This window comes from Bradyrhizobium prioriisuperbiae (assembly GCF_032397745.1).
Lineage (GTDB): Bacteria > Pseudomonadota > Alphaproteobacteria > Rhizobiales > Xanthobacteraceae > Bradyrhizobium_A > Bradyrhizobium_A prioriisuperbiae.
Map to the genome: position 1 here is coordinate 8318982 of NZ_CP135921.1, position 24466 is coordinate 8343447.

The 24466-nt window shown below is 57.2% G+C and carries 28 protein-coding genes; 3 read left to right on the top strand and 25 right to left on the bottom strand.

Features of this window, described 5'->3' with window-relative positions:
- Positions 1-51 precede the first annotated feature (51 nt).
- A complete protein-coding gene (locus tag RS897_RS38510) occupies positions 52-1428 on the top strand; it encodes a class I SAM-dependent methyltransferase (RefSeq protein WP_315833885.1) in 1377 nt (458 codons plus the stop codon).
- Here the strand turns inward: RS897_RS38510 and RS897_RS38515 are convergent.
- From RS897_RS38515 to RS897_RS38550, 9 genes are all read right to left on the bottom strand, one after another.
- Positions 1425-3176: a hypothetical protein gene (locus tag RS897_RS38515; RefSeq protein ID WP_315833886.1), complete on the bottom strand. Its 1752-nt coding sequence runs from the start codon at positions 3174-3176 to the stop codon at positions 1425-1427. The two genes, RS897_RS38510 and RS897_RS38515, sit on opposite strands and share 4 nt — an antisense overlap.
- 97 nt (positions 3177-3273) lie before the next feature.
- Positions 3274-5619: a beta strand repeat-containing protein gene (locus RS897_RS38520; RefSeq protein ID WP_315833887.1), complete on the bottom strand. Its 2346-nt coding sequence runs from the start codon at positions 5617-5619 to the stop codon at positions 3274-3276.
- Positions 5619-6689, bottom strand: coding sequence for a DUF2793 domain-containing protein (locus RS897_RS38525; protein ID WP_315833888.1), 1071 nt, complete (start codon positions 6687-6689; stop codon positions 5619-5621). Before RS897_RS38525 ends, RS897_RS38520 begins: the two co-directional genes overlap by 1 nt.
- A 3-nt stretch (positions 6690-6692) precedes the next feature.
- Positions 6693-8237 (bottom strand): phage tail protein, encoded by a 1545-nt coding sequence (locus RS897_RS38530; RefSeq protein ID WP_315833889.1) that lies wholly within the window; start codon positions 8235-8237, stop codon positions 6693-6695.
- Positions 8238-8389: 152 nt separating this feature from the next.
- A complete protein-coding gene (locus RS897_RS42410; protein WP_407654382.1) occupies positions 8390-8809 on the bottom strand; it encodes a DUF6950 family protein in 420 nt (139 codons plus the stop codon).
- Positions 8810-8813: 4 nt separating this feature from the next.
- Positions 8814-9041 carry a hypothetical protein gene (locus tag RS897_RS38535; RefSeq protein WP_315833890.1) on the bottom strand — a complete coding sequence of 76 codons (228 nt, stop codon included), beginning with the start codon at positions 9039-9041 and terminating at the stop codon, positions 8814-8816.
- Positions 9038-9583, bottom strand: coding sequence for a hypothetical protein (locus tag RS897_RS38540; RefSeq protein WP_315833891.1), 546 nt, complete (start codon positions 9581-9583; stop codon positions 9038-9040). Before RS897_RS38540 ends, RS897_RS38535 begins: the two co-directional genes overlap by 4 nt.
- A 12-nt stretch (positions 9584-9595) precedes the next feature.
- Positions 9596-10180, bottom strand: coding sequence for a hypothetical protein (locus RS897_RS38545; RefSeq protein ID WP_315833892.1), 585 nt, complete (start codon positions 10178-10180; stop codon positions 9596-9598).
- 137 nt (positions 10181-10317) lie between these two features.
- Positions 10318-12537: a phage tail tape measure protein gene (locus RS897_RS38550; protein ID WP_315833893.1), complete on the bottom strand. Its 2220-nt coding sequence runs from the start codon at positions 12535-12537 to the stop codon at positions 10318-10320.
- Between RS897_RS38550 and RS897_RS38555 the strand changes: the two genes are divergently transcribed.
- Positions 12536-12736 (top strand): hypothetical protein, encoded by a 201-nt coding sequence (locus RS897_RS38555; protein WP_315833894.1) that lies wholly within the window; start codon positions 12536-12538, stop codon positions 12734-12736. The genes RS897_RS38550 and RS897_RS38555 overlap by 2 nt on opposite strands.
- Here the strand turns inward: RS897_RS38555 and RS897_RS38560 are convergent.
- The 13 genes from RS897_RS38560 to RS897_RS38620 form a co-directional block, all read right to left on the bottom strand.
- On the bottom strand, positions 12733-13131 hold the full coding sequence (locus tag RS897_RS38560; RefSeq protein WP_315833895.1) for a gene transfer agent family protein: 399 nt from the start codon (positions 13129-13131) through the stop codon (positions 12733-12735). The two genes, RS897_RS38555 and RS897_RS38560, sit on opposite strands and share 4 nt — an antisense overlap.
- 5 nt (positions 13132-13136) lie before the next feature.
- Positions 13137-13604 carry an HK97 gp10 family phage protein gene (locus RS897_RS38565; RefSeq protein ID WP_315833896.1) on the bottom strand — a complete coding sequence of 156 codons (468 nt, stop codon included), beginning with the start codon at positions 13602-13604 and terminating at the stop codon, positions 13137-13139.
- Positions 13604-14041: a phage tail tube protein gene (locus RS897_RS38570; RefSeq protein WP_315833897.1), complete on the bottom strand. Its 438-nt coding sequence runs from the start codon at positions 14039-14041 to the stop codon at positions 13604-13606. Before RS897_RS38570 ends, RS897_RS38565 begins: the two co-directional genes overlap by 1 nt.
- Positions 14042-14113: 72 nt before the next feature.
- Positions 14114-14524, bottom strand: a complete 411-nt coding sequence (locus tag RS897_RS38575) for a DUF3168 domain-containing protein (RefSeq protein ID WP_315833898.1) — start codon at positions 14522-14524, stop codon at positions 14114-14116.
- Positions 14524-14706, bottom strand: coding sequence for a hypothetical protein (locus tag RS897_RS38580; RefSeq protein WP_315833899.1), 183 nt, complete (start codon positions 14704-14706; stop codon positions 14524-14526). The genes RS897_RS38575 and RS897_RS38580 overlap by 1 nt, the downstream gene beginning before the upstream one ends.
- Complete coding sequence (locus tag RS897_RS38585) at positions 14703-15041, bottom strand: phage head closure protein (protein ID WP_315833900.1); 339 nt, start codon at positions 15039-15041, stop codon at positions 14703-14705. The genes RS897_RS38580 and RS897_RS38585 overlap by 4 nt, the downstream gene beginning before the upstream one ends.
- 2 nt (positions 15042-15043) lie before the next feature.
- Positions 15044-15685: a head-tail connector protein gene (locus RS897_RS38590; RefSeq protein WP_315833901.1), complete on the bottom strand. Its 642-nt coding sequence runs from the start codon at positions 15683-15685 to the stop codon at positions 15044-15046.
- Positions 15686-15692: 7 nt separating this feature from the next.
- Positions 15693-16490 (bottom strand): hypothetical protein, encoded by a 798-nt coding sequence (locus RS897_RS38595; RefSeq protein WP_315833902.1) that lies wholly within the window; start codon positions 16488-16490, stop codon positions 15693-15695.
- A complete protein-coding gene (locus RS897_RS38600) occupies positions 16487-17131 on the bottom strand; it encodes a hypothetical protein (RefSeq protein WP_315833903.1) in 645 nt (214 codons plus the stop codon). The genes RS897_RS38595 and RS897_RS38600 overlap by 4 nt, the downstream gene beginning before the upstream one ends.
- Positions 17119-17694, bottom strand: a complete 576-nt coding sequence (locus RS897_RS38605; protein ID WP_315833904.1) for a class I SAM-dependent methyltransferase — start codon at positions 17692-17694, stop codon at positions 17119-17121. Before RS897_RS38605 ends, RS897_RS38600 begins: the two co-directional genes overlap by 13 nt.
- On the bottom strand, positions 17691-18263 hold the full coding sequence (locus RS897_RS38610; RefSeq protein ID WP_315833905.1) for a class I SAM-dependent methyltransferase: 573 nt from the start codon (positions 18261-18263) through the stop codon (positions 17691-17693). Before RS897_RS38610 ends, RS897_RS38605 begins: the two co-directional genes overlap by 4 nt.
- On the bottom strand, positions 18260-19021 hold the full coding sequence (locus RS897_RS38615; protein WP_315833906.1) for a glycosyltransferase family 9 protein: 762 nt from the start codon (positions 19019-19021) through the stop codon (positions 18260-18262). The genes RS897_RS38610 and RS897_RS38615 overlap by 4 nt, the downstream gene beginning before the upstream one ends.
- A 21-nt stretch (positions 19022-19042) precedes the next feature.
- A complete protein-coding gene (locus RS897_RS38620) occupies positions 19043-19780 on the bottom strand; it encodes a glycosyltransferase (protein ID WP_315833907.1) in 738 nt (245 codons plus the stop codon).
- Between the two features lie 198 nt (positions 19781-19978).
- Here RS897_RS38620 and RS897_RS38625 point away from each other — a divergent pair, with 198 nt between their 5' ends.
- Entirely contained in the window at positions 19979-20191 is a 213-nt protein-coding gene (locus tag RS897_RS38625; RefSeq protein ID WP_315833908.1) for a hypothetical protein, read from the top strand.
- A gap of 493 nt (positions 20192-20684) precedes the next feature.
- On the opposite strand, the gene RS897_RS38630 is transcribed toward RS897_RS38625, so the two are convergent.
- From RS897_RS38630 to RS897_RS38640, 3 genes are read right to left on the bottom strand one after another with little or no spacing between them, the layout of a single operon-like run.
- Positions 20685-22049, bottom strand: coding sequence for a phage major capsid protein (locus tag RS897_RS38630; RefSeq protein ID WP_315833909.1), 1365 nt, complete (start codon positions 22047-22049; stop codon positions 20685-20687).
- An 11-nt stretch (positions 22050-22060) separates the two neighbouring features.
- Positions 22061-23206, bottom strand: a complete 1146-nt coding sequence (locus tag RS897_RS38635; protein ID WP_315833910.1) for a S49 family peptidase — start codon at positions 23204-23206, stop codon at positions 22061-22063.
- 8 nt (positions 23207-23214) lie between these two features.
- The gene (locus RS897_RS38640; protein ID WP_315833911.1) at positions 23215-24462 is read right to left on the bottom strand and encodes a phage portal protein; all 1248 of its coding nucleotides are present in this window, start codon (positions 24460-24462) and stop codon (positions 23215-23217) included.
- Positions 24463-24466: the final 4 nt, after the last annotated feature.

The window sequence follows — 24466 nt, forward strand, 5'->3', positions numbered from 1 at the left end:
TGCCACCGAGGCGGCCTAGAAGCCGCTGAGGTTGTATGCTAGATCGGTCGAATGAAAATGACCGCAGGCAAGATCCACGCATCTCAAATCGACGACTATGTAGCCGAGTGCGACGCTAGATTTGGCGGTATCCAGACCCCCGAATGGCTCGCCTTTGTCAGTGACTTCGAACTGGTCTGCGACACTAAGGTAGACCTGACCCTCGACCCTTTCTCGGATGACTATTTCCAGCAGCAGCTGGCGCTGCATGGCGAATTAACCGGCAGAGACTTCAACCAAGAGCTCAACGAGCTCGTGCCAATCAACATCAGTGCTAATGCGGCGGGCCAGAACCCCTACAACTCCACGAATATCGCATTGATCAGCCATCATGCCGCCACGCTCGCCATCGCATTGCGGCTTGCTGCGCCGCCAAGCGGCGCGAAGATTCTCGATCTCGGCGTCGGAACAGGAATGTCATCAGAACTTATGGCCTATTGCGGTGCTACCGTCACCGCTGTCGACATCAGCCCGAGCTTTATCGATTTGATCCGAACGCGTGCCGATAAAAGCGGACTTCCCATCACCGCCAAGTTGTCCAGTTTCGATGCGTATGACGATGTTCCAGAGACATACGATATGGCGATGTTCTTTGCGTCGCTCCATCACGGAACGCGGCCCTGGGACATCCTGCGGAAGATCGCGCGTCTAGTAAAACCCGGCGGCAAGATTGTGCTAGCGGCCGAACCGATTCAGAAACTATGGTGGCCATACTGGGGTCTGCGGCTTGATGCCGAGTCTGTCTATGTCGCGCGCAAATACGGATGGTTCGAAAGTGGATGGAGCGAACTGTTCCTGCGCAAGATGTTTCACGATATCGGGTTCAAGCTTGACGTGTCCTATATCGATCCGAATTTGATCGAGGGCGCGGCCATCGCGGTCGGATATAAATCGAACGATATTCCGCCGGTCTTTTCGATCGATCTCCCCGTGATACCGAGGAGATCAAAACTGCAATTCGGTGCGTCCGCCAAAGGTCTACAGTATCTCACTCACGGCTGGTCGGCGGCTTCCGACATATGGGGGACATGGTCGAGCGGATCGAATTCTGGATTTCTGCTCGCGCTGCCTCCTGGTGACGCGTGGACTTTTAACGTTGAAGTCCATCCGATGGTCGGTCCAGACCACCCGAAGCAAGATGTCGAGATCGTGGCAAACGGCGTGCCGATAAAATCGGTCTCCATTGCCGGCAATAATCGCTCCTTCACGATGCAGGAAACGTCGATCTTCCAATTCGATTTCACCCGGCAGCAGATATCGCTGCGGCACAGCTGCCGCACGGTAGAGATGATCTTTCGCTACCCTGATGCTACCAAAGCTCAAAACATCGGACGCGGTTCAGATCCCCGATTGCTCGCTATCGGATTAGTGTCCCTGGAAATAGTCTAACGCTTCTCCAACGCTTCGATTCGCTTGAGCGCCGTCGCCAGCCGCATTTCCAATTCGACCACGCCTACATGCAGCAGCGGAGAGACCTGATCAGGACGCAGCGCTAGGCGGCTCTCGGGATCTGTCGGATCATTCTTTACCAGCAGGCCGATATCGAGCCCGTGCTTAGCAAGGACGTCGCGCCAGACCTGCGCCCCCCATCCTGCATGCCGACGACGGCCCTCGCGTTCAACAGGGAGCAGTTTTTTGATGGTGACAGTACCCATTCGGGGTTTTTTATAGGTGACGCTGACGATCTCCTCCGGTTGCAAAACCTTGATGACCGCGCCAGACAGATCATGCAGTACGCGAGCGGGGATTGTCTCGGTGATTTGCTGCCCGTACTGATCGGTCACCGGAACCACGTCATACAAAGGACGCTGAACGATCCGCGTCTTTTCCACGCGACCGCATGAGCCGTCCGGGCGCTCCTCGATATCGAAATACGTCTCGGTCACATTTTCGCTGAGGTGCCGTTCTTCATCAACCTCATGCTCGACCATTTCATTGCCGCCGATCTTCCAGCGGAAGGAAATGACACCATCCGGATCGGCCGCAACATCCTTCAAAATTGCGAGCGCAATTTCACCAGTTATCGGCGCGCGGTCGTCCTTATCTTTCAAGTCAGACGTCTGAATGGTGCCGTTCGCGGCGTAAATTGCGGACCAGCGATTTGAGACATTACCCATCACAAACGAGTTGTCGACAGACGGGAGAATTGCTTGATTGGCGTTGATGTAGCCAATGCCAGCCCCACCCAAATTGAGCAGATTCGCGTTATCCAGCCAGATCATGCTGCGCAGCGTGCCGCCCGTATCTTTCGACTGAATGACGTGGCTATTGCCTAGGGCAATGCCAACGCTCGATATGAAGGATGCTCCGGTAAAATCGATACCGGCTGAGTGGAGATTGGTCGCGCGCAGGACATGAATCGCATTGCTCTGATCGAGGAAACCGGCTTCCTTGTGTTCACCTACGGCGGCAAAGCCGAAATTCCACGCCTGATAAGACTGCGTCGCAGTGGACTGAAATCCGACCGTCCCGCGCTTTGAACTGCCCGTGCTCACCAAGCAGCCGATAACCTGACCCGTATCGCCGATCGTGTCCGCATCTGCGCCATTGTTATTTACGTCGGATTCAAAGCCGACAATCGTCTTGCCGCCTGTGCCTCCGACACCCGATGCATTGGTGTTTCCGCCGTACAGGTCGCCGTGACCAAGGGTGCCGTAGACGCCCCCATAAATTCCAACCGTGAAAACGTTGTGTGGATCCGAACCACCCTTGTTAGTGCGAACCAGGAATTGGCCGCCGATCGTCGGGAGAGTTGTGCTTGACGCATCACCGGTCAGATCGAGCCAGAACTTGGCCGGCAATCCACCGCCGCCGAAAGTGCCGCTGATAGGCGCTGCCCCGCTCATCGAAATGCCGTTAAGAAAGTACGGAACAATCTTGAACCGCCTACCATCAGCCGAAACGATGCAGTTCACGCCGTCGTCGGGAGTCGATGTGTCGGCGGTATCCTGAAGATAGACATAGCCCGACGTATTCAAGGAGATCATCAGTTGACCGGCAAGATTGGTATTTCGGATCTCCGTCACACTGGCCATGACCTGCGGCACGCGCGCCTTTGCCCACGCCACGAAATCCGGCTTGACGACATCCGTCGCCGTCACGATGCCGGTTATTAGTTCAACTGGATTTGCGGTCATCAGACGGATTCCTCAAGCATGATCTGCCGGCGCGCGAGAACGCTGGCAATTGGATAAACCGGGAAATGCCATCCGCGCGTGAGAACGGAATCAATCATCATTTTCCGACCACAGTCCATGCACTGCCATTACTCCGCACCTGGACGCTATTCGCACCGCCACCTGTCACCGTCGCGCCCCAAGTCGTCGTTGTGCTATCGGTTACATTGGCCAAGGCACCATTATTGGTTGCGCTAGCAGCTGGCAGCGACGCAAATGTTTGAGGCGTGGGAAGAACCGTCCCCGAACCACCATCGGCCGTCGTAGACGTCCCCACAATCAGCGATCCACTTGAATGAAATTTTGCTGCCTGGACTAGATTCCCGCCCGAACCACCCGTTCCACTCGGCGTTACTGATATCGTGATGTATGTAGAACTATCGGTCGTCGTCTGGTCGTTCCGTGCAAACATTGCAATGCGAGCGCCGGGATTATTATAGGCTGATGAATTATTGTAGGCTTGCGCTGAAAGATTGAATAGTTGAGTGCCAGCCGTTACTTGTGTTGGTGACGCTGCGCTACCGAGCGCCTGAAGCGCACGGAAGATACCGCCTTGCGCAGCCCCACCAAACGCCTGCAAGACCAGCATGGCCTGGCCGCCGTCAGCAACTCCGCGAAGCACGGGATTCGTCCCGCTTGGCGCGGACAGTGAGGTCGACGTTGGATTGATATCAAAATTTACGCCCGTAACCGGAGCGTTCGGACCAATCGAGACTAGCCCGTTCGTGTCGATCGTTGCGCGAACAACCTGCGATCCTGTTTTGGCTACAATCTTATCGGACGTGCCGGTACCAGATGTACTTTCGAGAGTGAGGGAATCGCCCGCTGCCGTTCCGCCAATAAGAATCGGCGCGATCAACGATGTGCCGAAATATCCTGTACGCGGTCTGGTTGCTCCACCGGCGCCGATGTCCAGTGTATTGTCGGCGGAGAACAGGAGCGCTCCCGTTAACGTTCCGCCAGTCAAGGCGAGATCTAGCGAAGCGTGGCCGGTCAGAGATGCAGTGACAGTCCCTGCGGCGAAATTTCCGGAGGCGTCTCTGGCAACTAGAGTACTGGCCGTATTTGCTGTTGCAACACCCGTTCCGGTTGGCAGCCCGGTAAAGACCGGAGTCAGAAGCGTGGGAGTGTTATTAAAAACGGCCAACCCACCCGAAGCGCTACCGGTTTCGTCAGACAATACACCGGCGAGTAGCGCGGACGATGTCGCGGCGAACTGCGAAAGATCCGAACCCTTATAGGCTACGGTCCCACCAGCACCGAATGCCGCGGTCGACCCGTCCGTACCAGTAAATGTCAGCGTGTTGTTAACGGTGAGAGTTTTGCCCGCACCAAGCGTCAGAACGCCAGTTCCTGCCGTCCAGGTGTTGCCGTTATAGGTCTTGTTGGTGAGAGCCTGCGAATCCGAAGTGCCAACAATCGCGCCGCTCGGCAGCGCTTTGCCTCCGTCCTGAATCACCTTTCCGCCGGTTCCGTTGAACGTCGCGACATTGCCCGATGTTGACGATGCCGGACCTGTGACGGCGCCATCGATATTCGCCTGGACAATATTCCATTGAGCACCAACGGTCGCCTGATTGCCGCTTGCTGTACCATCGGTAATGCAAAGAAGAGTATCGCCAACTTCGACATTGATACCTGATGCGCCGCCGATCTTGCCAGCGACTGATACCTTGTAAGTCCAGCCGCGATCGGCCGCCGGATAGTTCGGGTTCGCCGAGCAATCAATGACGCCCTTGAATATCATGGCGTCAGCGGCAGCAATCAGCGCGTCCGCGTATGCCTTGACAGCAGCTTGCGTGGGAACGCGCGTCGAACTGTTGGCAGTGAGCGCCGTATCATTATCTACGACATTGGCCGCGAACATGGCCAGGGTCATGCCAGTGATCGTCGGTGCTGTGCCGAGAACTACAGCACCTGTGCCGGTCACACCATCGGAAAGATTGCTTGCTGAGGGCTGCGCAGCGATCGGCAGACCATCGGTCCCGATACCGGTGAGGAACTTATTGGACTGCGGCGCGAAAGACTTGACCCCTCCGAGCGTGGATGCGGTTGGAAGCGGGATCTGGGACGGTGGCAGCGTGCCGAGAATGTCGGCATAGGTCAGTCCGGAAAATCGCAGCGGATCGGCGAGCTTGTAGCGCTTGCCGTCGAACGAAACGAGGCAGGTGACGCCATCGTCGGCCGACGTGGTGTCAAGCGGATCGAACTGCAGCAGGTTGCTTTCCAGCAAAAGATATAGCGGAATGGTCCCATCTGCCGGATCCACGGCAATTAGATTGCTTGCCTCCGATGCGCTAGTGATGGCGTAAGCATAGCGCTGAACAACCAGCTTCCGCTGCAATTCCTTGACGGACTGGCCGCCAACTGGCCACGCAGCTACCGCGTCATGATTGGTAGACATTAAGCGGATTCCTCGATCATGAATTGACGACGAGAGAGAGCGCTTGCGTAGTGATACTGATCATTGCTCGCGCCGGTAAAATCGTTGATGCCGGCCAATAGAACAATCTTGTAAACGTGCGCCGCCGTGTCAGGCGCTGTTACCAAGAACTCTTCATTCACGAAGGGCAAGTCGTTGAATGTTGCTGCGAACGTTCCTGGATCGACGAATGTAATGTTGTTGACCGTGCACCAAGCAATTGCGTTGGTTACAGAGTCTCGGAAAACGGCCAGCACTGCCGGAATATTGGACGTATAGGAACTTGTCCCTGTGTTGCCGGACGCCCATGTGACCCGAGCGCGGTAAGAGATGCGAAGAAGCGCGCCGGCGCGCTTGGCCGTATGAGTGATGGTTGCGGGATCGGGAGTTGCGGTAGCGGTGTTAACAGGGGGCACCGTGTCAGAGTACAGACTCGTGCCGCCGCCCCCAGCAAACCCAGTCGACCCCGTCGTAAGTACAGGACCACTGATCGCAACCCACGAGCCGGCTGCCGACAGCCAAACAGATCCGTTGAATTTTATATCGGCCTTGAGTGACTTATCGTAAACCTCGTCCCCTTCATCGGGATTGATGATCGTGAATGATCCGGTCACGAGGCAAATTGCCAGCTTGCCGGATTGGCCAGACCACGAACCGGTCGGTGACGGCCCTATAATGTAAGCCGTCGGCACAACGGGCGAAGAAGGCGGCGCATTGATTGTCTGGTTTTCTACCTTGAGAAGCGTCGAAGCCTTCGCGCCGATAATCGACGTGATCGGAATGCTGGAAGCGACGAGAGCAATCGTTCCGACACCAGCTATCCAAGACCCATTTTGGTCGCGGTGATAAAACGCGCCCTCGTCCTCAATGAAGATGAGGCGCCCGATCGGATAGATGGCAAAATGCCATCCCGACTCCAGATAGATGGCAATTCGCCCGTCCTTCCCAGACCAATCCACTCCAGTTGCGGCCGGTGGCACCAAGAGCCTGTCGCCAACCTCGGGGCCTGATGGCTGATCTGATATGGATCTCGTGAGAACAGAATCGAACATAAATCAGCTCACATCCAGCGGAGCAAGGACGAACGGCTGTTCGTCGACATTCGGAACCCAATTGAGTTCAATGGAGGGGTCATATTGTGTGAGGGTCACATCTATGGACGTGAAGCCGTCGGCAAAGCCCCAGTCGGTCACGAAGTAGACCCCATTAGCCTGGGCAAAAAGAATGCTATCGAACTTGATGGAGCTGCCGACCAATTCCTCCGACGACTCGGCCAACAGAGAGACATCACATCGAACGACAAGCTGTGCACCAAGCCGCCCACTCTCCAAGAATGCTTTTTGTAGTCGCTGCGCCCGGCGGTCATCTAGCGTGAACGGGAGGTTGAGCGTGGCGTCAAGAATTTCACCGTCCTTGGACTGCAGATCAGTTCTGGAAAGAACCGGCCCATCAACCTGCTGGTACTCACGATCCGGCGCGATAAAGCGATTTTTGATACGGTTTACAAGGTCGCGCTTAGGCTTTGCGGCGCGGTAATCGACATTTCCCGTCAAAATGCCGTCGTGGATAGCAACGACTGGATAGCGAGGCTTGGACGACGACACCCATACCCGACCGGCGCTCTCAAGCACGAACCCGCGGTTCGCCGAGATCATCCCCGAGATCACATCGACCGGGGACTGGTTGAGCGTGATCAAACCATCGATTGTGTAGCGCCTCTGGAAAGTCCCATCCAAGCATCCAATAATGTCGTCGTCGTATTCTGCGGCGGCGGCGACTTTATCCCAATCCATTCGGCCTGGATCGATGCGGCCGCCGAACCTTTGAGTGAGATAGTGGGCTTGCACCAGAGATGAATTATTGCTGAATGACCATGACGCCTCGGCCTCAGCCACGGAATCCGGATCATTCGGATTCCAGTTCAGGATATGGCCGGCGCGTCGAGGGTCGGGGACGGACACGCCCTGCACCAGGAATAGCGGATTTGGTCTCTGGACCTGCCCCCACAACGATGTGAATTCAGTGTAATCACCACCATAGTGATATCGACAGACCGCAGTCGCGATGCCTTGCTGCCGAAACGACGCATCCAGGTTCGGAAAATCGTTGTGGAGGAGCGGGTCGATTGCCTGCGTCGCAGACCCGAGCCGAAAGCATATCTGCAGCCGCCCAGGATAGTTCGGCTGACCTGACACTCCAATCGGCGTCAAGATCGTGTTCGGAACGAGAGAGTCGAAAAATATCTCGTTCGTTCCGATCCACATCTTTTGAATCGCGGTGATCTGCTTCGCCGATAGCAATATCCCTTGATACAAATATGGAGGTTTGACGGATTCGAAGAACAGCGCCCCGCCCTGCTGGACATAGCCATAAGGGATTCGCTTTGACGGGATGGCTTGACGTTCGTTGTACTTGACGGCAGGCGAATTCAAGGCCGCCGAATTGTCGTTCCCGGTGATCGGCGCCTGCCCTCGCTTCTGGAGCGCCTGCGCCGCGTAACTCAAACCGATTGAAAGGCCAATTCCAATAACGGCATTCGTGATAGCTGCGGACGTAAACAGCGACCCAACCAAAGCAATGCCGCTGGTGATCAGCGACACAGGATCGGCTCTCAGAACTTCCCGGTCCTCTCCATTCTTAGTAATAATATCCCTGAGAATCCGCTCACATGCCTCAAACTCCGGTGACGAGCGAGGATCTACCCTGGAGCGCCTAAGCGCATCGGCTGCGATGAATGTTGGTATTTTCATTTTTAGATTACGGACCAGGCGATCCTGACCGAGGACGCCTTAATGGCAGTCCATCCGGATTCGTTCCGCCCGACATACCAGCCAGCCGCTCGGCAAATCACCGTCACAAGGACGCCTCCGATATCGGTGAGTCCCACATCTCCAACTTGCTCTGCGCCTTCGTTGATGCGGCGCCACTTGTGTTTTCGTGCGCAACTTCGACCTATCGCAGCGAGGCCGCCTTTACCCATCTTGCGCTTTGCGCCTATCTTCGTTTTGTATCGCCCACGGAAGTCGGCGGCGGGATCATACCCGCATGCTTCTCGGATGATATTTCCGACCCAAAGCGCACAGTCGTCACGGCCCCACTTCATCTCATGAGCCATCGCGTCGATCATGGCGACCAAGATTGCAGCCTCAAGCCTGGACCGGACCTCGCACATTCAACTAGGCTGGAGATGCCGGGAGAGGCAGGATTTCAAGTCCGCCTGGACCATCAGAATCCTTTGCGGATTCCAATGCGTCCATCTCCTTCTGATGGACAGTCTCAGCCTCGCGGATCAGATCATCGATTGCTGCAATCGCGCCAGCCGCTGCGTTTGCATTTGCGATTGCCTGTTCTCGCTGTGCCGCATAGGCCGCGCGTTTCCGCTGAAGATTCTCGATAACGGTCATGTTGGCGTCCACTGAATGTCCTGATTTTGAAGCGCTGGGATGAGATCAAGCCCAGAGTCATTCGGGAATGTCAGGTGCTGTTCTTCTGTCGTCCACGCCTCGTCGATTGCTCGCTCCAGCGTATAGAAGCCAGTCCGCGCCGTGATCGAGATAGAGACTGTCCCATCGTCTTGAGCCGAGAACGATTGATAATCGAGTTGCGAGTCTACGATCTGGTACGGATTTCGGATGACCGAGTTGCCGACATTGATCCCGGCCAACCACGCCTTTCCAGAGCGATTCCGAACATCGTCATCCAGCATCGCCACGACATCCGGAGGGAGTCCGGCAAGCTGAAACTGGATCTCTTGAATGATGAGATCGGAGGTATGCTTAATTGGGGTAATGGTCCCCAAGGTCGACGAACCGGTCCAATCGATTCCATTCCAGCGAAGTTTTCCTATGCCGGTCCAGAAATATGCATTCCCGCTGGGATGCTCGATCGACGCCAATAGCGCCAACGGCTTTCGCTTGCGGATATGTTCCGCCATCCGCGCGGTCATTGGCGGGGGCATTCAGACGTTCTCGATCGCTTCGATGAGTTGGAAACCGAACGTCCCATGATTGGGGACGGTCATCTCAACATCGGCCTGCGTGTCATCGACGAGATGGAAGACCGATGTTGGAAAATCCAAAGCAACCATGTCGCCGGCAGCTAATCCAGCCCGCAGCGGCGGACGAATTTCGACGCCCGTGCGACCGGAACTATCTGTGTTGCCGGTCACGACAACCTCATGCAGACGAGGCACGCCATCGGCGATGCCGTTCGGTCGGAACTCTAGCAGATCTCCAGGCCGCAAGACTGCCGTCAACGAAACGGGTAACCCGCCGATGGTCACTGATTTGTCGCCACGTCGCGCCGAAGCTGCCATGAAGACCTGAGGAGGCAATAATCCGCTGACGAATCCTGTCCCATCTGTGAATCCTGTCCCGTCCGAGAAAAACTCCGTGGTTTTGTTTGCTGCACGGCTATATTGGGGCCTGAGACGGATCGAATGACCGATGCGCAAAAGACCCGCCTGCCCCCCAAGTCGCGAGAAGAACGCCGACACCTTTTGCCAGAGAAACTTGTCAGTGACGGTTGTGGCAAAAGACGGCATCCATATTTGAGCGTGCGGCCCATAGATACTATTCCCGCCAGCCCACGGCCGCGCAGAGACCTGCGACTTCGACCTGAGAGGGAATGTTGTCATTGTGAATTTGTACCACTCTCGCGGCCACTCATAGATTGGTGTCGTCATCGCAAAAGGCCGGGACTGTTGCGCTGTGTCTTGACCATGATGGCCTGAACATTGCGTTCGAAGTTACGACGATCGTTGGCGACGACGGTTGCCAGTGTTCCGATCTGCTTCGCATCAACACCGCGCGCATCAATCTGGGGCGCGTAGGTGACAACAGCACCGCCCGCGCTGAAAGGGCGCGTCACATCGTTAGGCATAGGCATCCCTACCGGGCCGCCAAGTGCGTACCCACGCTGCAAGCGAACCAAATTATCGATCCCGATGCGCCGCACTGCGTCCTGGTCAAATACATATTCGCCCTTGTGGACGATGCCGGCGGGTTGGTAACGACCGCCTGAGCCCGTGTAGCCACCCCCATCATAAAGACCGCCCGTGCCGGTCAGTGAAAGCCCCGTACCTACTGCACCACCACCAGAGAAGCCAAACAGACCACCCAGTCCACCAAGACCGCTCTGAAGGCCCCTCATAAGAGGCCCAACGATGGTGATTTTGATAATCGCCTCTTCAAGAGCGCGAAGAACGGTCTTGCCGAACGCTGCGAACGCCTCGCCAGCTGTTTTTGTGCCGTCAACGATGTCCGCAAGACTTGTAACAAGATTGCCGGAGATCGTGGAGGAGATATCGCGAACGGTATCATTGAAGCGGATGGCCGTGGCCTGGCTGCTGGCTAGAGCGGCCGGGACGTCATTTCCAAAAATCGACCGCAACTGCTGTGCAATCTGCACGTCCTCCGGCGACAAAAGAGAGGTTTGGCGCCCAAAGCTGATGTCTCCGGCCACCCTGGCTTTGGCCAACGCGTCAGCCGCAGAACCCGCCGCCAGAGATAGGTTCCTGATCTTCTCTGCGACGGCAGCCGAAGCAGGATCGAGACCTGCCGTTATCGCCGCCGTGGTAAGTTGGGCTGACGCCCGCAGCTCCTCAAGCTTGCCGGAGCCCTGCCCCACAGCTTGCGTATCAGCCTCTGTTCTTGCGGTATGCTTCTGTATCGCCTCAACGGCCCTGTCATAGGCATCGTTGACGTCAGCAATGGCCTTAGCTGGATTTTTCGAACTGTCGCCCCTTATGGCCGACTGAACATCTGTCGTCTGCTGCATTGCCCGCTGAATCGCGGCAGGATTGCGCAACCCGGCCTGAAGTTGATTGAAAGCCGGAGAACCGTTGCTTGTGCTGTCAAACCCAGGCTCGCCTCGTAAAATTAGCCCGTCTGGGCGCCCAAATACAGACTCCGAGGCCCTGGCGATCTTGTCCCAGAAACTCGAGTTGCCTGCGGCAGCCAGCACGTCCGGTGTTTTCTTGATTGCATCATAAAGTTGATTTGCATAGCCAATCGCAACAGCGATATTCTGATAAATATCGACCCAGCTTTCCTGATATTGCACACCAAGCTTAGCGAGATCGTCCTGAATAGGCTTGAACTTCTCAGCAATGACTTTCTGTGCGTCCTCCAACCTGGTCTTAAGGTCGATAGCCTGCCCGATTTGCTCGTCAGAAATGATTTTGTTCTTGTCGAATTGCTTTGCGGTATCCAGCATTTTGTCGAGATAACCGGAGTCAGCCCGCAAGTTGTCGGCAACTTTCGATCCGAATGCTCTCTCCGCCAAGTCGATGGCAGCTAGTCGCTCTCCTTTCTGCAAGGCCTGATCGATGAGCGAGACCATTGCCTGCAACTTCTGTTGGTTGTCTGTCGACGCACCGAATGCAGCAACGCCGGTATTGCCTGAGAAATTTCCTGCCTTGACCAACTCATCGAGTCTCTGCTGCAATCGGCTTCCGCCCAAAGCAGCCTGCGACGCGCTAGAGAATTTGTTTAGCGCCTCTGTCGCCTCGTCGACAGTGAGCTTAAGTTGCTCGCCGCCCTTAACAAAGCGCTGAAAGAAATCGTTTGAGACACCGGCCTCGCCGGCTTTCGATGCAATATCGTTGAACTCTTCGATCTTATCCTTTGCGAGTTCTGTCGCGTAGGACATCAGTTTGAATGCCCCGACAATCGCAGTTACCGCACCCGTAGCGAACCCGATGGTCCCCACGAGCGAACGCAGGCCGAGCGCAGCCGAACCAGCAGCACCGCTGGTTGCCAGCACTGAGGCGTTCATGTCCACGAATTTCTTCGCGATGAACTGAGTGACCTCCGACGTCGTCGACTTCGCGCTCTGGATGCCTTTGTTAAAGTCATCCATATTGAGCCCGAGCGGAATTCGGAGCTTTGGAGCGGCCATGTCTTTTGGCTATCCTTTATGCGTGTCCAGGCTCGACGCCATGAACTGCGCAGAGAGCATCGAAATCATCGTTGCTCATGGCCTCTGGTTTAGCGTTATTGAAGCTGTTGTGACCGTCGATATAGGCGACGATCTCCCAGAGGGTGAAATCCTCGATCTGCCGCGGCGAGAAATGGAGCGCGGCCCCGATCCTGATTAGTTCAGAGCGTCGGAGGCGCCCGTCATCGTGGAAGAGCCGGGCTTTTGCGCCTCCGCCGGCATCTCTTTTCCCACAGGATCGTCCGGAACACCGATCATGACGGCCTGCAGTACGCTATAGGCAACCAAAACGCTATGAGCCAATGGATTTTGGTCGACATGGTTCTTGACCGCCTCAGCAGCTTTGGCCGGGGACATACCGCCACCGATCAAGCCGAGGCGAATTGTCTCCCGGATATCGCTAAGTCCCCATGCCCCGGCCTCGATCCGCGCCATGATGACGGCGATACCAGCCTTGCACTTGTCCTCAAGGTCCAGGATCAGACCTACCTTTGCGAGGCAGAAAGTGTCCTCGCCATGAGCCCACTCTATTACTCGAGTTCCGTTTGCGCTCATTTATCTCACGCCTTTGAAATTACTTCTTCAACAGCATCTTCAATATTGCTTTGGATCTCTGGCATAAGCCGACGAGCCGTCGAATAAAAGAACGGCTGCGCAGGCTCGTCTCGAGTTCCATATTCTTGGGCCATAGCGTAATCGTAGCTTACGCCAGAGCCGTCCTTTTGCTTCTCTATACCTTCGGTGTCGCCGCTACCTATGACGACTTCACGCTTGTAGCCCGTGCTTCGATTGTAAAACTTTGTCGTCAAATCGCCGCCGGCAGTTACCTCAAAATCAAGCTCATTGCGCTTGCGCCTGACAACGACCGACTTTGCGAGATTTCCAGTATCACCGCGCGGAGCGGCATCTTGTATCTCACTCTTGAGATAATCTGCCTGCTCTTTAATCTTGGTCGCGATCTCTCGCTTAAGCTTATAAGGAAGTTCATCAAACCAACTCTGAACGTCATCGTCAGGGCCGCCCGCCATCAGGGATTATCGACCCACGGCACGGCGCCGTTGTTCACCATGGTCACGTCAACGGTCACCTTATTGCCGCGGACGCCGCCGAATTTAAGATTCGACAGAATGAATTGACCTGCCCAATGACCGAGAGATGCATCATCCAGTTTAACCTGGACGTCCTTTGCCTCGGCGCTTTGGAACCATTCGTTCCATTTTGCGAAGGACTCGACAGCCATCACCCCATTTCCGGTCACCGTCGCAGAAAGTCCGTTGATGTCCTTTGCCTCCCATGCGGGGGCCTCCGGGTCATCACAATCCGGAATCAGCGTCGTATTCGTGGACGCACTGAACTCAATGCCAGTCGTTGTCAGCCCGCATGGAGCGGCGAAGACTTCAGGGCTCATGCCGTCACCCACTAAAATCAAAAGTTTCGTTCCGGGCAACACTGTCGGCTGTGCCATTGCAGTAGTCCTTTCATAGCAACGGGATCCGGCCGATAGCGGACGGACTGAGGAAATGCGCCGAAGCGCGGGTTAAACTGGGTTGATGAGAGTCCGGAACGTGATGGACACCCGACGAGTTATGCCATCGGGATCCCGGAGCGGCTGATAATTACTTAACTCGAATACGATGACATTGAAGCCGGCGACGGTCAGATTTTGCGGCTTATCGTCCAGCTTGGCGAGGATCGCTGCGGCAATCTCTTTCGCTTCCTTGTAGCCCTTGTAAACCGACCAAACGTCGATAATCGGAAAACACTCCGCACCGTCGATGCACTCGGCCTTGTCCGGAAGCACTTGGCAGTCACCCATGCTTAAGTAGGGCATAGCCGAGTTCTGTACCCGCTCGTCATACACGCGCCCACCCACAACGGCAGGTAGCGCGCCAGGCGCGGTGAGGGCAGCGAAGATTGCCGTTTGCAGCGGGAAGGACGGGTCAAGCATTATTCACTCGGCCCATACGAAACTGGTTTTGGTTCCTGCACGATGCGGCCAGCATCCGCGGCCAAAATAGACCGAACGGCAGCCTCCGGTACGCGGGCGTATACCCGACCTGCTTTGTACTGCACGAACACCCGCGGCTTGGCCCGGTAGCTGTGATCTTTGGTGATCTCGACGTCCTTCATGACGGCGTCGATCCATCCGTCTCGATGATCATTACGATGTCTTTGTTTCGCTGGTCTGGATTTGCGACAGACCTGACATTGAAGGTCTTCCCATCAAGCAGGACTCGAAACGTATCGTTGACCTGGCGCATGGCATCGGACGATCTGACCCACAGCGTCCCAGCCGCAGCATCGGCAATTCGCCCTTGCTGGATCTTCTCTTTCGCATTCTCTGGGGAGAACCGTGCCCAGACCGTTGCATGGTCGACCCAGCTTTCCGAGCCGCCGCCAGCGCCATCCGGGACCGTCTGGAGCAACTGGAATGTTGCCCGCTTGTTGGCTGGCCCGGCGCGCATGGTTAGTCATAGACCCGGTATGGGCCAAGGAGAGCCTGCACTGCCCACGGCAGTTCGATAGCGGTCACACCGACAACCACGCTCTCACGGTTCTCATAGAGTGCGCCAACCATAAGCTTGATGGCGGAGAGAATTGGGCCAGGGACATTCGGTGCCGACGGGCTGACGCCCCCGTCAATATAGCCAGCTCGGAACCGAATCTTGACTGGCTCTGGCCCAGTCCCGATCGCTGGCCACGTCTTCCCGTACCCCAAGACGACCCGACCGTTGTTCGTGCCCAACCCCGTTACGGAATAATTCGCGCCATCAAAGGTCTGCTCAGACCCGGCTGCGTCAGTATATGCCACCGAGACAACTTCGATGAGCGGCGGAAGCGGCAGCGGCACAGACCCGCCGCCGGGGAACCAAGACAGTCGCAATTCCCAGGTCTGCTCGCCGATGGACCGGCGAAGATAGCCATCGCGCCCATCGAGATGCTGTGTAATGGCCGTGGTGTAGGCCTCGATCAGTTCGTTGTCATCCTCGGCATCGACGCGAAGATGCTTCTTCATGTCCGCTAGCGATATCACCTCATCCGGCGCAACAATCAAATACAAATCTGACGTCGGCTCGTCATGTCGATGATGATGGCAATGACGGATCATGCTCAACCTACGCCAAATGACGGAATAGAGTGCCGTCGACCATCTCGCGTTCGTTCACTTGGCTATAGGCCAGCGAGTGCAGCCACTTTTCACGATCCGGGTAGATCGGTTCCTCAATCTTCTTCACGTCCGTTTGGCCCACAAGAGCAGCCGCGCTGTCACGATGGACAAATACAGGGCACCCGAGAACAACACTCTCAACAGCCGCGATAGAACCGTGAGTAACCAAGGCATGGGCTCCTTCGATATCCGATTGGAGCGAACGCTTTGATTCCTTGTCGCGGATGACGAGTTGACGGTCTGTGACGCGCGCCAAGGCATCGATCGTGTCCGCTATCCAGTCGCGTGTGTCGTGAAATCTAGAATAGGTGCGCGTCGGCGCCGCTATGACTATGTGTCGGCCGCCCTTCGCCCACGACTTGACGACGTGTTGTAGTTTCAGAGAATCCCACCGGTCGCTCGGAACGTCACGCACTTCCGTCATCTGAAAACTGCCGATGTGGAAGCGATAGAAACTCTGCTCGATGCTCGGCGCCTTCGGAAGCCACGTTGCAAAAACCCTCAAGGCGTAACCACGGTCCCAATACGCCCAACGCCTGCCGGAACCTCGCCACCCCGCTATCATCTCCCTGAGTTCCGGCGAGCACCCGACGAGCGGCAGGGTATCTGACGGCAAGGCAGCCATCTCGGCAACATTGCCGCGGACAACTCGGCCCACCTTCGCGCCTAGTCGCTCGAAAAGGGATTTTTTGAACGAACTAAGCCCATTCGGAACGTAAAGACAGCACCGCTTAGGATCGATCATGCCGCCCAGTTGTCCCTGACCCAGTCGAGACGCGTGAACTGCGACGGGTCGCGATGGCCAGGGAAGGCAACAATCCGCGCCACCGACGGCAGAGCATCTGACTTCGGCCACGACCTCTTGCGGAATGCATAAATTCCACTTTCAGAGCCGCACTTCCATCCTGCGGCGCCGGGCAGTTTATGAGCCAACCAGCCCTGATCGTCGGGAAATGAATCAAAGGGCACGCCGCGCGCCGCGTCGACACTGAAGTCTGACCAGACCTCGGGGTGCGCGCCTGCCCGCAGCATCATAACCGAACCGTTGAACGGGCACGGGTTTGACTGGTTCGCTCCCTGCAGGATGACGAATGGCTCAGGCCTATCGAACAAATCGTCGAGCGGGCCAGTGATGACCATGTCCAGGTCCATGCAGACGAGACGGTTTGTGATCTCATTTGCCGCCTGCCACGACCGATCAAACATGCGGAGCCTAGCGAAGCAGCCAGGGATTTTAGTGAGGTGAAGATCCTCTTCCTGTGGTGTGAAAACCCGAAATCGGAACGGCTGCCTGAGGTGGCGCGCGACGCCAGCAGCGAGCCGCTTAATGTATTCGGGACCGTACTTGTCGCCCCATGTCCATGCGCAGACTGTCAGGATCTCCACAGGACACCAATCCCGTTGTTCTTGCCTGTCGGGCAGGCCTTGATTTCCTCGTGCCGATAGTTGCCCTTGATGCTGTCCCAGAACTCCGGAACATCGATCCGAGTGCCAACCCAGTCCGGCGCGCGCTTCCAGGCGATGTCGTGGAAGGCCACAATGCGCCCCATCGGGCCGTAGTTGCGCCAGTCCGCCGTGACACCGGCAAGTCTATGGTCCGCATCGAGAAGAACCGCGTCAAACGGCCCGGCGGCCTTAACTTGGCTGATGGCGTAGGGAGCCGTGCTGTTATCCCAGATGACGCGGGCATCATAGCCCAAGCGATTGAGTTCTGTGATGCAGTCACGCAGCGAAGAGCTGCTTTCCTTCCACCGCTTCGTACCATTCGGCATATCCACTGAAACAATGCGTGAACCAAGCGGCAGCGCGCGAGCGATCGTCCAGAGCGAGCCGCCGAACTTCGACCCGATCTCAAGATAAGACCGAACGCCTTCGGACTTCACGATCTCCGCAAGCCGGTTGATCTCTTCCGGGACCTGGAGCGCTTCGGTTTCGAAAAGTCTGCTCACACCCTGCCCCAAATTGCTGCAACTCCCAAAATTTCGCTGATGTAACTGGTGTGGATCCGCTTCAGACCAGCCAGTCCAAGATCGTGATCGAGGTTGGTGATTTCCTTCTCGTTTTCGGCCGGCTTGTCGGACGTGCCCCGCCAGCCGAAATACCGGATCGTCCTCTTGCCGAAATCCACCATCAATTCCGACAGCGCCGCCGCCGGCATGATTCTCCTCAGCTTGTGATAGGTGGCGAGACACAGGACGATGTCGTACCGGCTATTTCCGAAAACCCGGGAGACAGCAGCGACCCCGCCGGTCAAGTCCAGCACCTCAAATCGGGTCTCCACGGCTCGCAGATCGGCGAACAACTCCCGTGCCGTGCCAATGCCCTGCTCGAAATTATCGCACCCATGGCAGACCGTGGCGCCGTTGTTTGCCATCTCGAATGCTACCAAGCCGCGGTTGCATCCTATGTCGAAAACACTAGAGCCTTTGGCCCGAAGAACGAGATCGGTCATACCATCCATGCGGATGTCGTGATATCCGGCGACACGCCGCTGCAATTTGTATTCCGATTCCTTCACGCCGCCACCGCCAGACGTTTACGAGCGGCACTCACTACGTCATCCACGCTGATCTTCTCCATTGCCCTGATGCAGTGCGCGCAGCGCTTGAGCGACCCGCACGCAGTTGCACCGCCCGTTAAATTCGTGTGGGTCGGATACCCCGTGACTTGAGGCGGAATGAACCCGCCAAACAAGACGACCGCCGGAATGTTGACCGCCGCAGACCCGTGATGAAGACCACCTTCCGGCCCAATGTAGAGAGAGGCGTTCCGCAACACCGCCAGCGCGTGCCGAAAACTCGGAGCCTTGATCCTGGCGACATCACGGACAAGAGACGCGCCCGGATACTGAAACTGCCTCACGTCGCGTCCGGAGCGCTTCAGAAGTTCGGCTACGCTGCTGTATCTGAATGAAGACCATTGCTTGTTCGGAGCGACAGATTTGTTTTGAGGAACGCCAGGCTCGATCAAGACGAAGTCCCGGCCTTGCCGATCAGCGAACTCAAATTCATCATCGCTGAAGAACACCTCGCCTGGCACCGGCCGGAATTCGGCATTCCAGACCCACCGGTCACCCTCGCGCCGATTATAGATGCGATGGCCCTTATAGAACTGGACCCACTCCAGATCCGCTGCGCCCTCGCTCCCGGGAGCCGCTATGTTCGGATTGCCGCGGAAGATCTGCGGACTGTGATGGTCCCAGAGGATCTGTCGTCCATCACCGAAAGCCACCCGCTTGCCGCGGGCTGCGGCACCCCGGGCCATGCCCGTGGCCATTAGATTGTCGCCCAAACCCACTCAAGCCGCCCAGTTATTCAGCTGGGCCCGCCACTCGTCGCTGTATGCTGAACGCTCATACCCGGCCATGTCGGGCGTCCCGAGCGTGAAGTGAACAACCTTCGGGTCATCGACTGGCTTGCTGCATCCGGCAAGCCAGTTCCATTCAATCCCAAGTTCCCCAATCTGACCGTCTTCAAGCCAGCAGAGCCGGTGAAGGTCTCGCCCAGGAAGAGTGTTGACCAGATCAAGCGTTAGCGCCCGGTTGGCTTCGTGCTGCGCGTTGAAGACCAGGAACGAAGACCAGTTTTTCCGCGCGTACCGCGTTTGCTGCTGTCCATCCATCTTCATGCCGGCGGACGGCTCATGCTTGTGCTTCACGCAATAGACGGCGTATTTCGGGTTCAGACTGTCGAACAGCCTGGCTACGTTTCCGCGAAACATAACGTCGCCATCGCAGAATAGCGCCCATCCCTCTTTCGCGATATGAGGCACCAGGAACCGCGCGTTGGCGTGCTGGGTCGCGACACGCCCGTCATAATCCTCCCGGATCGATAGGATGTCGACCATTTCGAAACGTCCCTCGCCATTTACCTTGCGAGTCGTCGGCCTGGTGTAGAGACCTGAAGAAATCAAATCATCCAACACAAGCCCGCGAACGGGGATTGGCTGCGTCAGGTGACGCTTGAGCGAGCTGCGCGCCACGGCAAACGCCGCCGCCTCGCGAGGATCCCAGCCTATAAAAACGCTCCGCTGCAACTATAAGCCCCACTGCTGCAAGATTTCTTCGACAGTTTGGATTTTGAAGCACCGGAGAGCGCTATCTGGAGACGCGTTCACAACCTCGATGCCCATTCGCTCAAGCTTGGGTGCCTGCGTGGTAAAAGCGTCTCGCCACCGCATCAGATTAGAGTTCGCCGGGTTGTTCGCTGCATGCCACTTGTTCGGCCCATACCAGTGAACGCCGTTTCCGACGTGCATGTCGAAACCAATGAGCAAGACACGCGACGCGCCGAACTGCGCCGCCAAATTCAGCGCCTGAAAACCGGAATTCCCGCCAGACCCGACGATGCCTGGCCGATCGAACATGAAGACGTCTTGCTGCTCAATTCCGACCCGATGGACATTGGGATATTCGGCGCAAACAGCAGGGTCATGCGCCAGCTTTAAGCCTTCGAATTCACCGAGGCCCTTGCGACCTCGCCACCACGGTCCATCGCATCCGTAAACAACGTCAGCCCACGGCGCGAGACGGTAATTCTCCTTGATCGCTAGGACCGGGAGCCTGCCCCGGAGCGAAGCGATAGGCGCGGACGCTGCTGTCGGCCCTGACGCGATGATGGCGCAGGCGCCACCGCGCCAGTCGCGCCACCAGCTGAGGGCAAAGGGCCTTCACTCGACGCCTTGTTGTCCGGAGACACTTGAACAGTTGCCGCTGCAGGCGCAACGGGCTTGACATGCAACCTATAGGCCAGACCGTGAGCCTCAAGATCCTTGGCGCGGCGCTCATCCCTTGCGCTGAACTCGTGACCGCGAATGATCGCCCCCTCATTGGCGCCCGGATAACCGAAAGACCGCAAGGCTTTCATCTTGATCATGCAGATAAGCCCCTTGAAACGCCGCCTCGCCACGAATGGCGAGGCGGATTTTTGTAGAAGCGAGATCAGGTCGCGGTCGAGAACGCGCCGGTCACCAGCGCTTCGGGCCGATACACGGCGAGCGCCAAGCGCTCTTCGGCGCGAAGGGTCACCATGTTCTTTTCGAAGTCGACCGAGTTCTCGGTGGACAGCAAGATCTCGATCTCCATCCGATCGAAGATCTGCGCCGCCATCTTGAAGGCGCCGACCAGGAAGTTATCGACGGTCTCCGACTGGGTTTCGACCACGGGCAGGTTCCACAGCCGCGGCGCATTGCCATCCTGGGGATTGCCGATGATATAGCGGTTCTGCGAATCTTTGGTCAGTTGGATCCCTGCCCAGTCGGTCGGGTGCAGCACAATACCAGTCGCCGGCCATTCGGCGAGCATCACCTGCAGGATGGCCAGGCGGATGACGTCGATCTTGGTCTGCGCTGTCGGCACGAACGCCGCATTGAACGGCGTCGCGTAAGGCACCAGACCCTTGATGTGAGCACCGGTACCGTCGCCGTTCAGAAGCTCGGCCTCTTCCGCATAGTTGAGGCCGTACCGAGCCCGCGCGTCGATGTAGGAGCGCAGCGCCGGAGCATCGTCCAGAATCTGGCGCGACGCCTTGAACAGATGCGCGATGGTACGCACCGGGGCGTTCTTCAGTTCAAAGGTCAGATCGCTGTAGGGCTTCGACTGTCCTTCGGTAACCACTGCTGCACTGTTGGTGAAGCCGGTTTCCTGGACGTACTCGATCACGCCCTGGCTGGTCTGGCCCGGGGCAATCAGGTCGCGGATGGTCATCGGGCGCTCTGCCGGCGTAATGATGCCGGGGACACGCATCGAACTCACCAGCGAGTTGGCCGGCGACGTGTTGTTGCCGACGGTGCCGGTGACATTGGTGATGTCGGCACGATCCATCGACACCCGGACATTACCCTTGCCGTCGAACTTCTGGAACGCCGCGCTTTCGACGAACATCTGGCCGAGCGATTTCGCTTCGACGATATCGTTTTTCTCGCGCTTCGCCGCCAGCGCCTGCTCGATCTCCGTCAGTCGAGACGCGGTCTCGGTGTGCTTCTGAGCAAGCTCACCGTGCTTGGCCAAAGCCTCGTCGACCTTAAGCTTGGTCTCGGAAGTGGCATTCCCGAGGTTCTTCATCTCGGTCTGCAGGGTTTCGCCGTTCTTCTTGACGTCATCGGCGGCCGACTTCATGTCGACCTCGATCTTGCTGAGCTGCTTGGTGATCGCGCCGATATCTTCGGCACTCACCGCCGCAGTTCCGGCCATGGCCATGGTGAGGCCGTGGCCGATATCGTGCGGCGCAAGGCCGCTGAAAAGAATCGCGCCGACCACAAGGATCGCGACGAGGGCCAACGCCCCCGCATAATAGTTCCGCTTCATGAGAGGAGTCCTTAGATTTTGGGGATGGTGAAGCTGTCGACCCTCTGCCGGAGTTCGGCCAGAGCATTCGCAACAGCGGTTTCAGCCTCATTTTCCCCGGACTCACTCCGGAGAACCGCATGCATTCGCGAGGCAATGCGAGCACGCTGGGTTTTCGAAACGCCGGCATCACGCAGGATCGCTTCGAATTCCGATGGAGGCGGCAGGTCGTTGTCGCCAATGCTGCGACCCCAATCCTGCAACCTGCGCAATTTCAACGCGTCGTCTGACGCATACTGGACCGGATCCCCTCCCATCGCTTTAGCGCGGGAGAGCGCGGGATTGACGTTGACGCCGAAGCGCTCGAGGGTTTCTGACATCGGAGCGACTTTGTCAGCCATACCACGGTCGACGAGTTCGGCGGCGCCGAACATCTGACCCTGGCCGAACCGATCGTTGACCTCTTTGAGACTTACGCCTCGCCCGCGAGCCACAGAGCGAACGAAGGACGACGCCAATTCGTCAACTCGCTGCTGCATAATGGATTTTGCCTCGGCGCCGAGCGGTTCGAAGCTGTTCCCCATAACCTTGTACTCGCCGGAATAGATCAGGGTTTCCTTGATCCCTTCCTTGGCCAGCATCTCGGAGACATCTTCATGGATCGTGTAGACACCAATCGAACCCGCCTGTCCCGACGGCGTCACAACGACCTCCTCGGCCTGAGCGGCGATCCAATACGCCGCGCTGGCCGCGCAGGTGTTGATCTGAGCAACGATGGGCTTGATGCCGCGAGCTGCGTAGATCTCATTGCCGACCTCTTCGACGCTCCTGGCAACGCCGCCCGGGCTGTTCACGTCGAGAATGATTGCCTTGCAGGCGCTGTCGTTGAGCATCGAGCGAAACTGCTTGGTGATGAGTTCGCTGGACGTCCCGCCGCTGAAATCGTCGATGAGATTCATGCGCTCGCCGATAACGCCGTGAATTGGAAGGATACCGATCGATCCCTCTGTCCTCTGAGCTTCACGTTCCCGCTTTTGAGTGATCTTCGCGACTTCCTCTGCGGAATACTGGCCGCCGGATGCCTTGAAGCGCAGGAAGTTCGCAATCGAGACCAGCTTGGTCTTTTCCAGCGCCCACGGCTCCGCTGCGCATTCCAAGAGGATGTTCATGTATTTCATGGCGCGGCCTATTTTGCTGCAGGCGGGCTTGTCGGGGCATCGGGCGTTGGCAGAGAACGAGTCAACCTGCCGGCGTCAGTAAGCGGGATCAGTGTTGAGTTGACGAGCAGGACATCTCCGCCCGGCATCGGCAGCTTATTGTCTGTGCGCCGGCCTTCGTTCGGCGTCATCTGCGCGTTCTGGATCATCTTCGCGATAAACTCAGCCCGCGCCTGGCTATCGATGCGCAGCAGCGCGTTTCGTTCGAACTCAGCGAAGTAACTAGACCGCTCTACGGGGGAGAGCACCCGCTTATTGATAGACCGTTCGATGCTGGTGAGAAACGAATTCAGACCGAGCGTGAGCCACATATTGATGATGGATTCAACGCCGGTGCCCCAAGCGGTCATGCCCTCTGCGTTGTGCCCCACCAAGATCGGAGGCACGCCCATGAACCGGCAGATTTCCTCAACATTGAAGCGCCGCGAAAGAAGCATCTCTGCGTCTTTGGGAGCGATATTGACCTGCTTGAAGTCGAACCCGTTTTCGAGAATGCCGTAATGCGCGCTGGCATCATTCCCCAAGATCGGATCGATAAACGTCTTCGTGAACTGCGTGCGCTGGTCCGGGGTGAGCTTAGGCCCAGTGAAGAAGCCAGACGCCCGCATGCCCTGGGAGAACGTTTTGCCGGCCGATTCCTCCGTGGCAAGCGCGATGCTCAGACCCTGGCGCCCAGCTGCGAGCGGAGACAGCCCCTCATCTGCCCTGCCGAGCGTAAACCCCCGAACCTGAAAGACCTTGTCGCGCGGCAGCCACTCGGTTTTCCCGCGGTCGTTAAACCGAAATTCAAGATCCCCGTCTGGGTTGTTGCAGCGGTCAGGTCGAGTATCGAGCGGCATTGGCTCCAGAGCGGCAAGCGTCTTACCGACGAAACGCTTCTCGGCGTACCCATTGCCGAGCATGGCGAGGCCGCCAGATATTCCACTCCAGAACTCCTGCGACGTCTGTTCCTGATTTGGGTCTGAACCGATCAGATTGGCGATGGGGTGATCGGCGATCTGCTTACGATCGCCGTTGCTGGACTTTTCGTAGAACTTTAGCGGCAGCGCACCGACAACATCCGCATATAGCCGGACAGCCCTCCACCATGCGGATAACTGGAGCGAATTAACCTCATTGACAGGCTTACCGGCCCACGTATCACCGCCGCCATAGACACTCCAGAACTGTCCGTCCCTGAGGCCTATCACTTTGCCGACCCACGAAAGAAGGCTCATTCAC

Bases quoted from the DNA above. Each gene is read 5' to 3' on its own strand.
- RS897_RS38585 (WP_315833900.1), bottom strand. From the start codon at position 15,041: ATGCGCGCCGGGCCAGCCAACAAGCGGGCAACATTCCAGTTGCTCCAG.
- RS897_RS38565 (WP_315833896.1), bottom strand. From the start codon at position 13,604: ATGGCGGGCGGCCCTGACGATGACGTTCAGAGTTGGTTTGATGAACTT.
- RS897_RS38615 (WP_315833906.1), bottom strand. From the start codon at position 19,021: ATGGCCACGGGCATGGCCCGGGGTGCCGCAGCCCGCGGCAAGCGGGTG.
- RS897_RS38515 (WP_315833886.1), bottom strand. From the start codon at position 3,176: ATGACCGCAAATCCAGTTGAACTAATAACCGGCATCGTGACGGCGACG.
- RS897_RS38640 (WP_315833911.1), bottom strand. From the start codon at position 24,462: ATGAGCCTTCTTTCGTGGGTCGGCAAAGTGATAGGCCTCAGGGACGGA.
- RS897_RS38635 (WP_315833910.1), bottom strand. From the start codon at position 23,206: ATGAAATACATGAACATCCTCTTGGAATGCGCAGCGGAGCCGTGGGCG.
- RS897_RS38590 (WP_315833901.1), bottom strand. From the start codon at position 15,685: ATGATCCGTCATTGCCATCATCATCGACATGACGAGCCGACGTCAGAT.
- RS897_RS38560 (WP_315833895.1), bottom strand. From the start codon at position 13,131: ATGAGCGCAAACGGAACTCGAGTAATAGAGTGGGCTCATGGCGAGGAC.
- RS897_RS38525 (WP_315833888.1), bottom strand. From the start codon at position 6,689: ATGTTCGATTCTGTTCTCACGAGATCCATATCAGATCAGCCATCAGGC.
- RS897_RS38520 (WP_315833887.1), bottom strand. From the start codon at position 5,619: ATGTCTACCAATCATGACGCGGTAGCTGCGTGGCCAGTTGGCGGCCAG.
- RS897_RS38570 (WP_315833897.1), bottom strand. From the start codon at position 14,041: ATGGCACAGCCGACAGTGTTGCCCGGAACGAAACTTTTGATTTTAGTG.
- RS897_RS38535 (WP_315833890.1), bottom strand. From the start codon at position 9,041: ATGACCGTTATCGAGAATCTTCAGCGGAAACGCGCGGCCTATGCGGCA.
- RS897_RS38575 (WP_315833898.1), bottom strand. From the start codon at position 14,524: ATGCTTGACCCGTCCTTCCCGCTGCAAACGGCAATCTTCGCTGCCCTC.
- RS897_RS38580 (WP_315833899.1), bottom strand. From the start codon at position 14,706: ATGAAGGACGTCGAGATCACCAAAGATCACAGCTACCGGGCCAAGCCG.
- RS897_RS38510 (WP_315833885.1), top strand. From the start codon at position 52: ATGAAAATGACCGCAGGCAAGATCCACGCATCTCAAATCGACGACTAT.
- RS897_RS42410 (WP_407654382.1), bottom strand. From the start codon at position 8,809: ATGTGCGAGGTCCGGTCCAGGCTTGAGGCTGCAATCTTGGTCGCCATG.
- RS897_RS38545 (WP_315833892.1), bottom strand. From the start codon at position 10,180: ATGCCGTCTTTTGCCACAACCGTCACTGACAAGTTTCTCTGGCAAAAG.
- RS897_RS38555 (WP_315833894.1), top strand. From the start codon at position 12,536: ATGTCTTTTGGCTATCCTTTATGCGTGTCCAGGCTCGACGCCATGAAC.
- RS897_RS38540 (WP_315833891.1), bottom strand. From the start codon at position 9,583: ATGACCGCGCGGATGGCGGAACATATCCGCAAGCGAAAGCCGTTGGCG.
- RS897_RS38550 (WP_315833893.1), bottom strand. From the start codon at position 12,537: ATGGCCGCTCCAAAGCTCCGAATTCCGCTCGGGCTCAATATGGATGAC.
- RS897_RS38630 (WP_315833909.1), bottom strand. From the start codon at position 22,049: ATGAAGCGGAACTATTATGCGGGGGCGTTGGCCCTCGTCGCGATCCTT.
- RS897_RS38595 (WP_315833902.1), bottom strand. From the start codon at position 16,490: ATGATCGATCCTAAGCGGTGCTGTCTTTACGTTCCGAATGGGCTTAGT.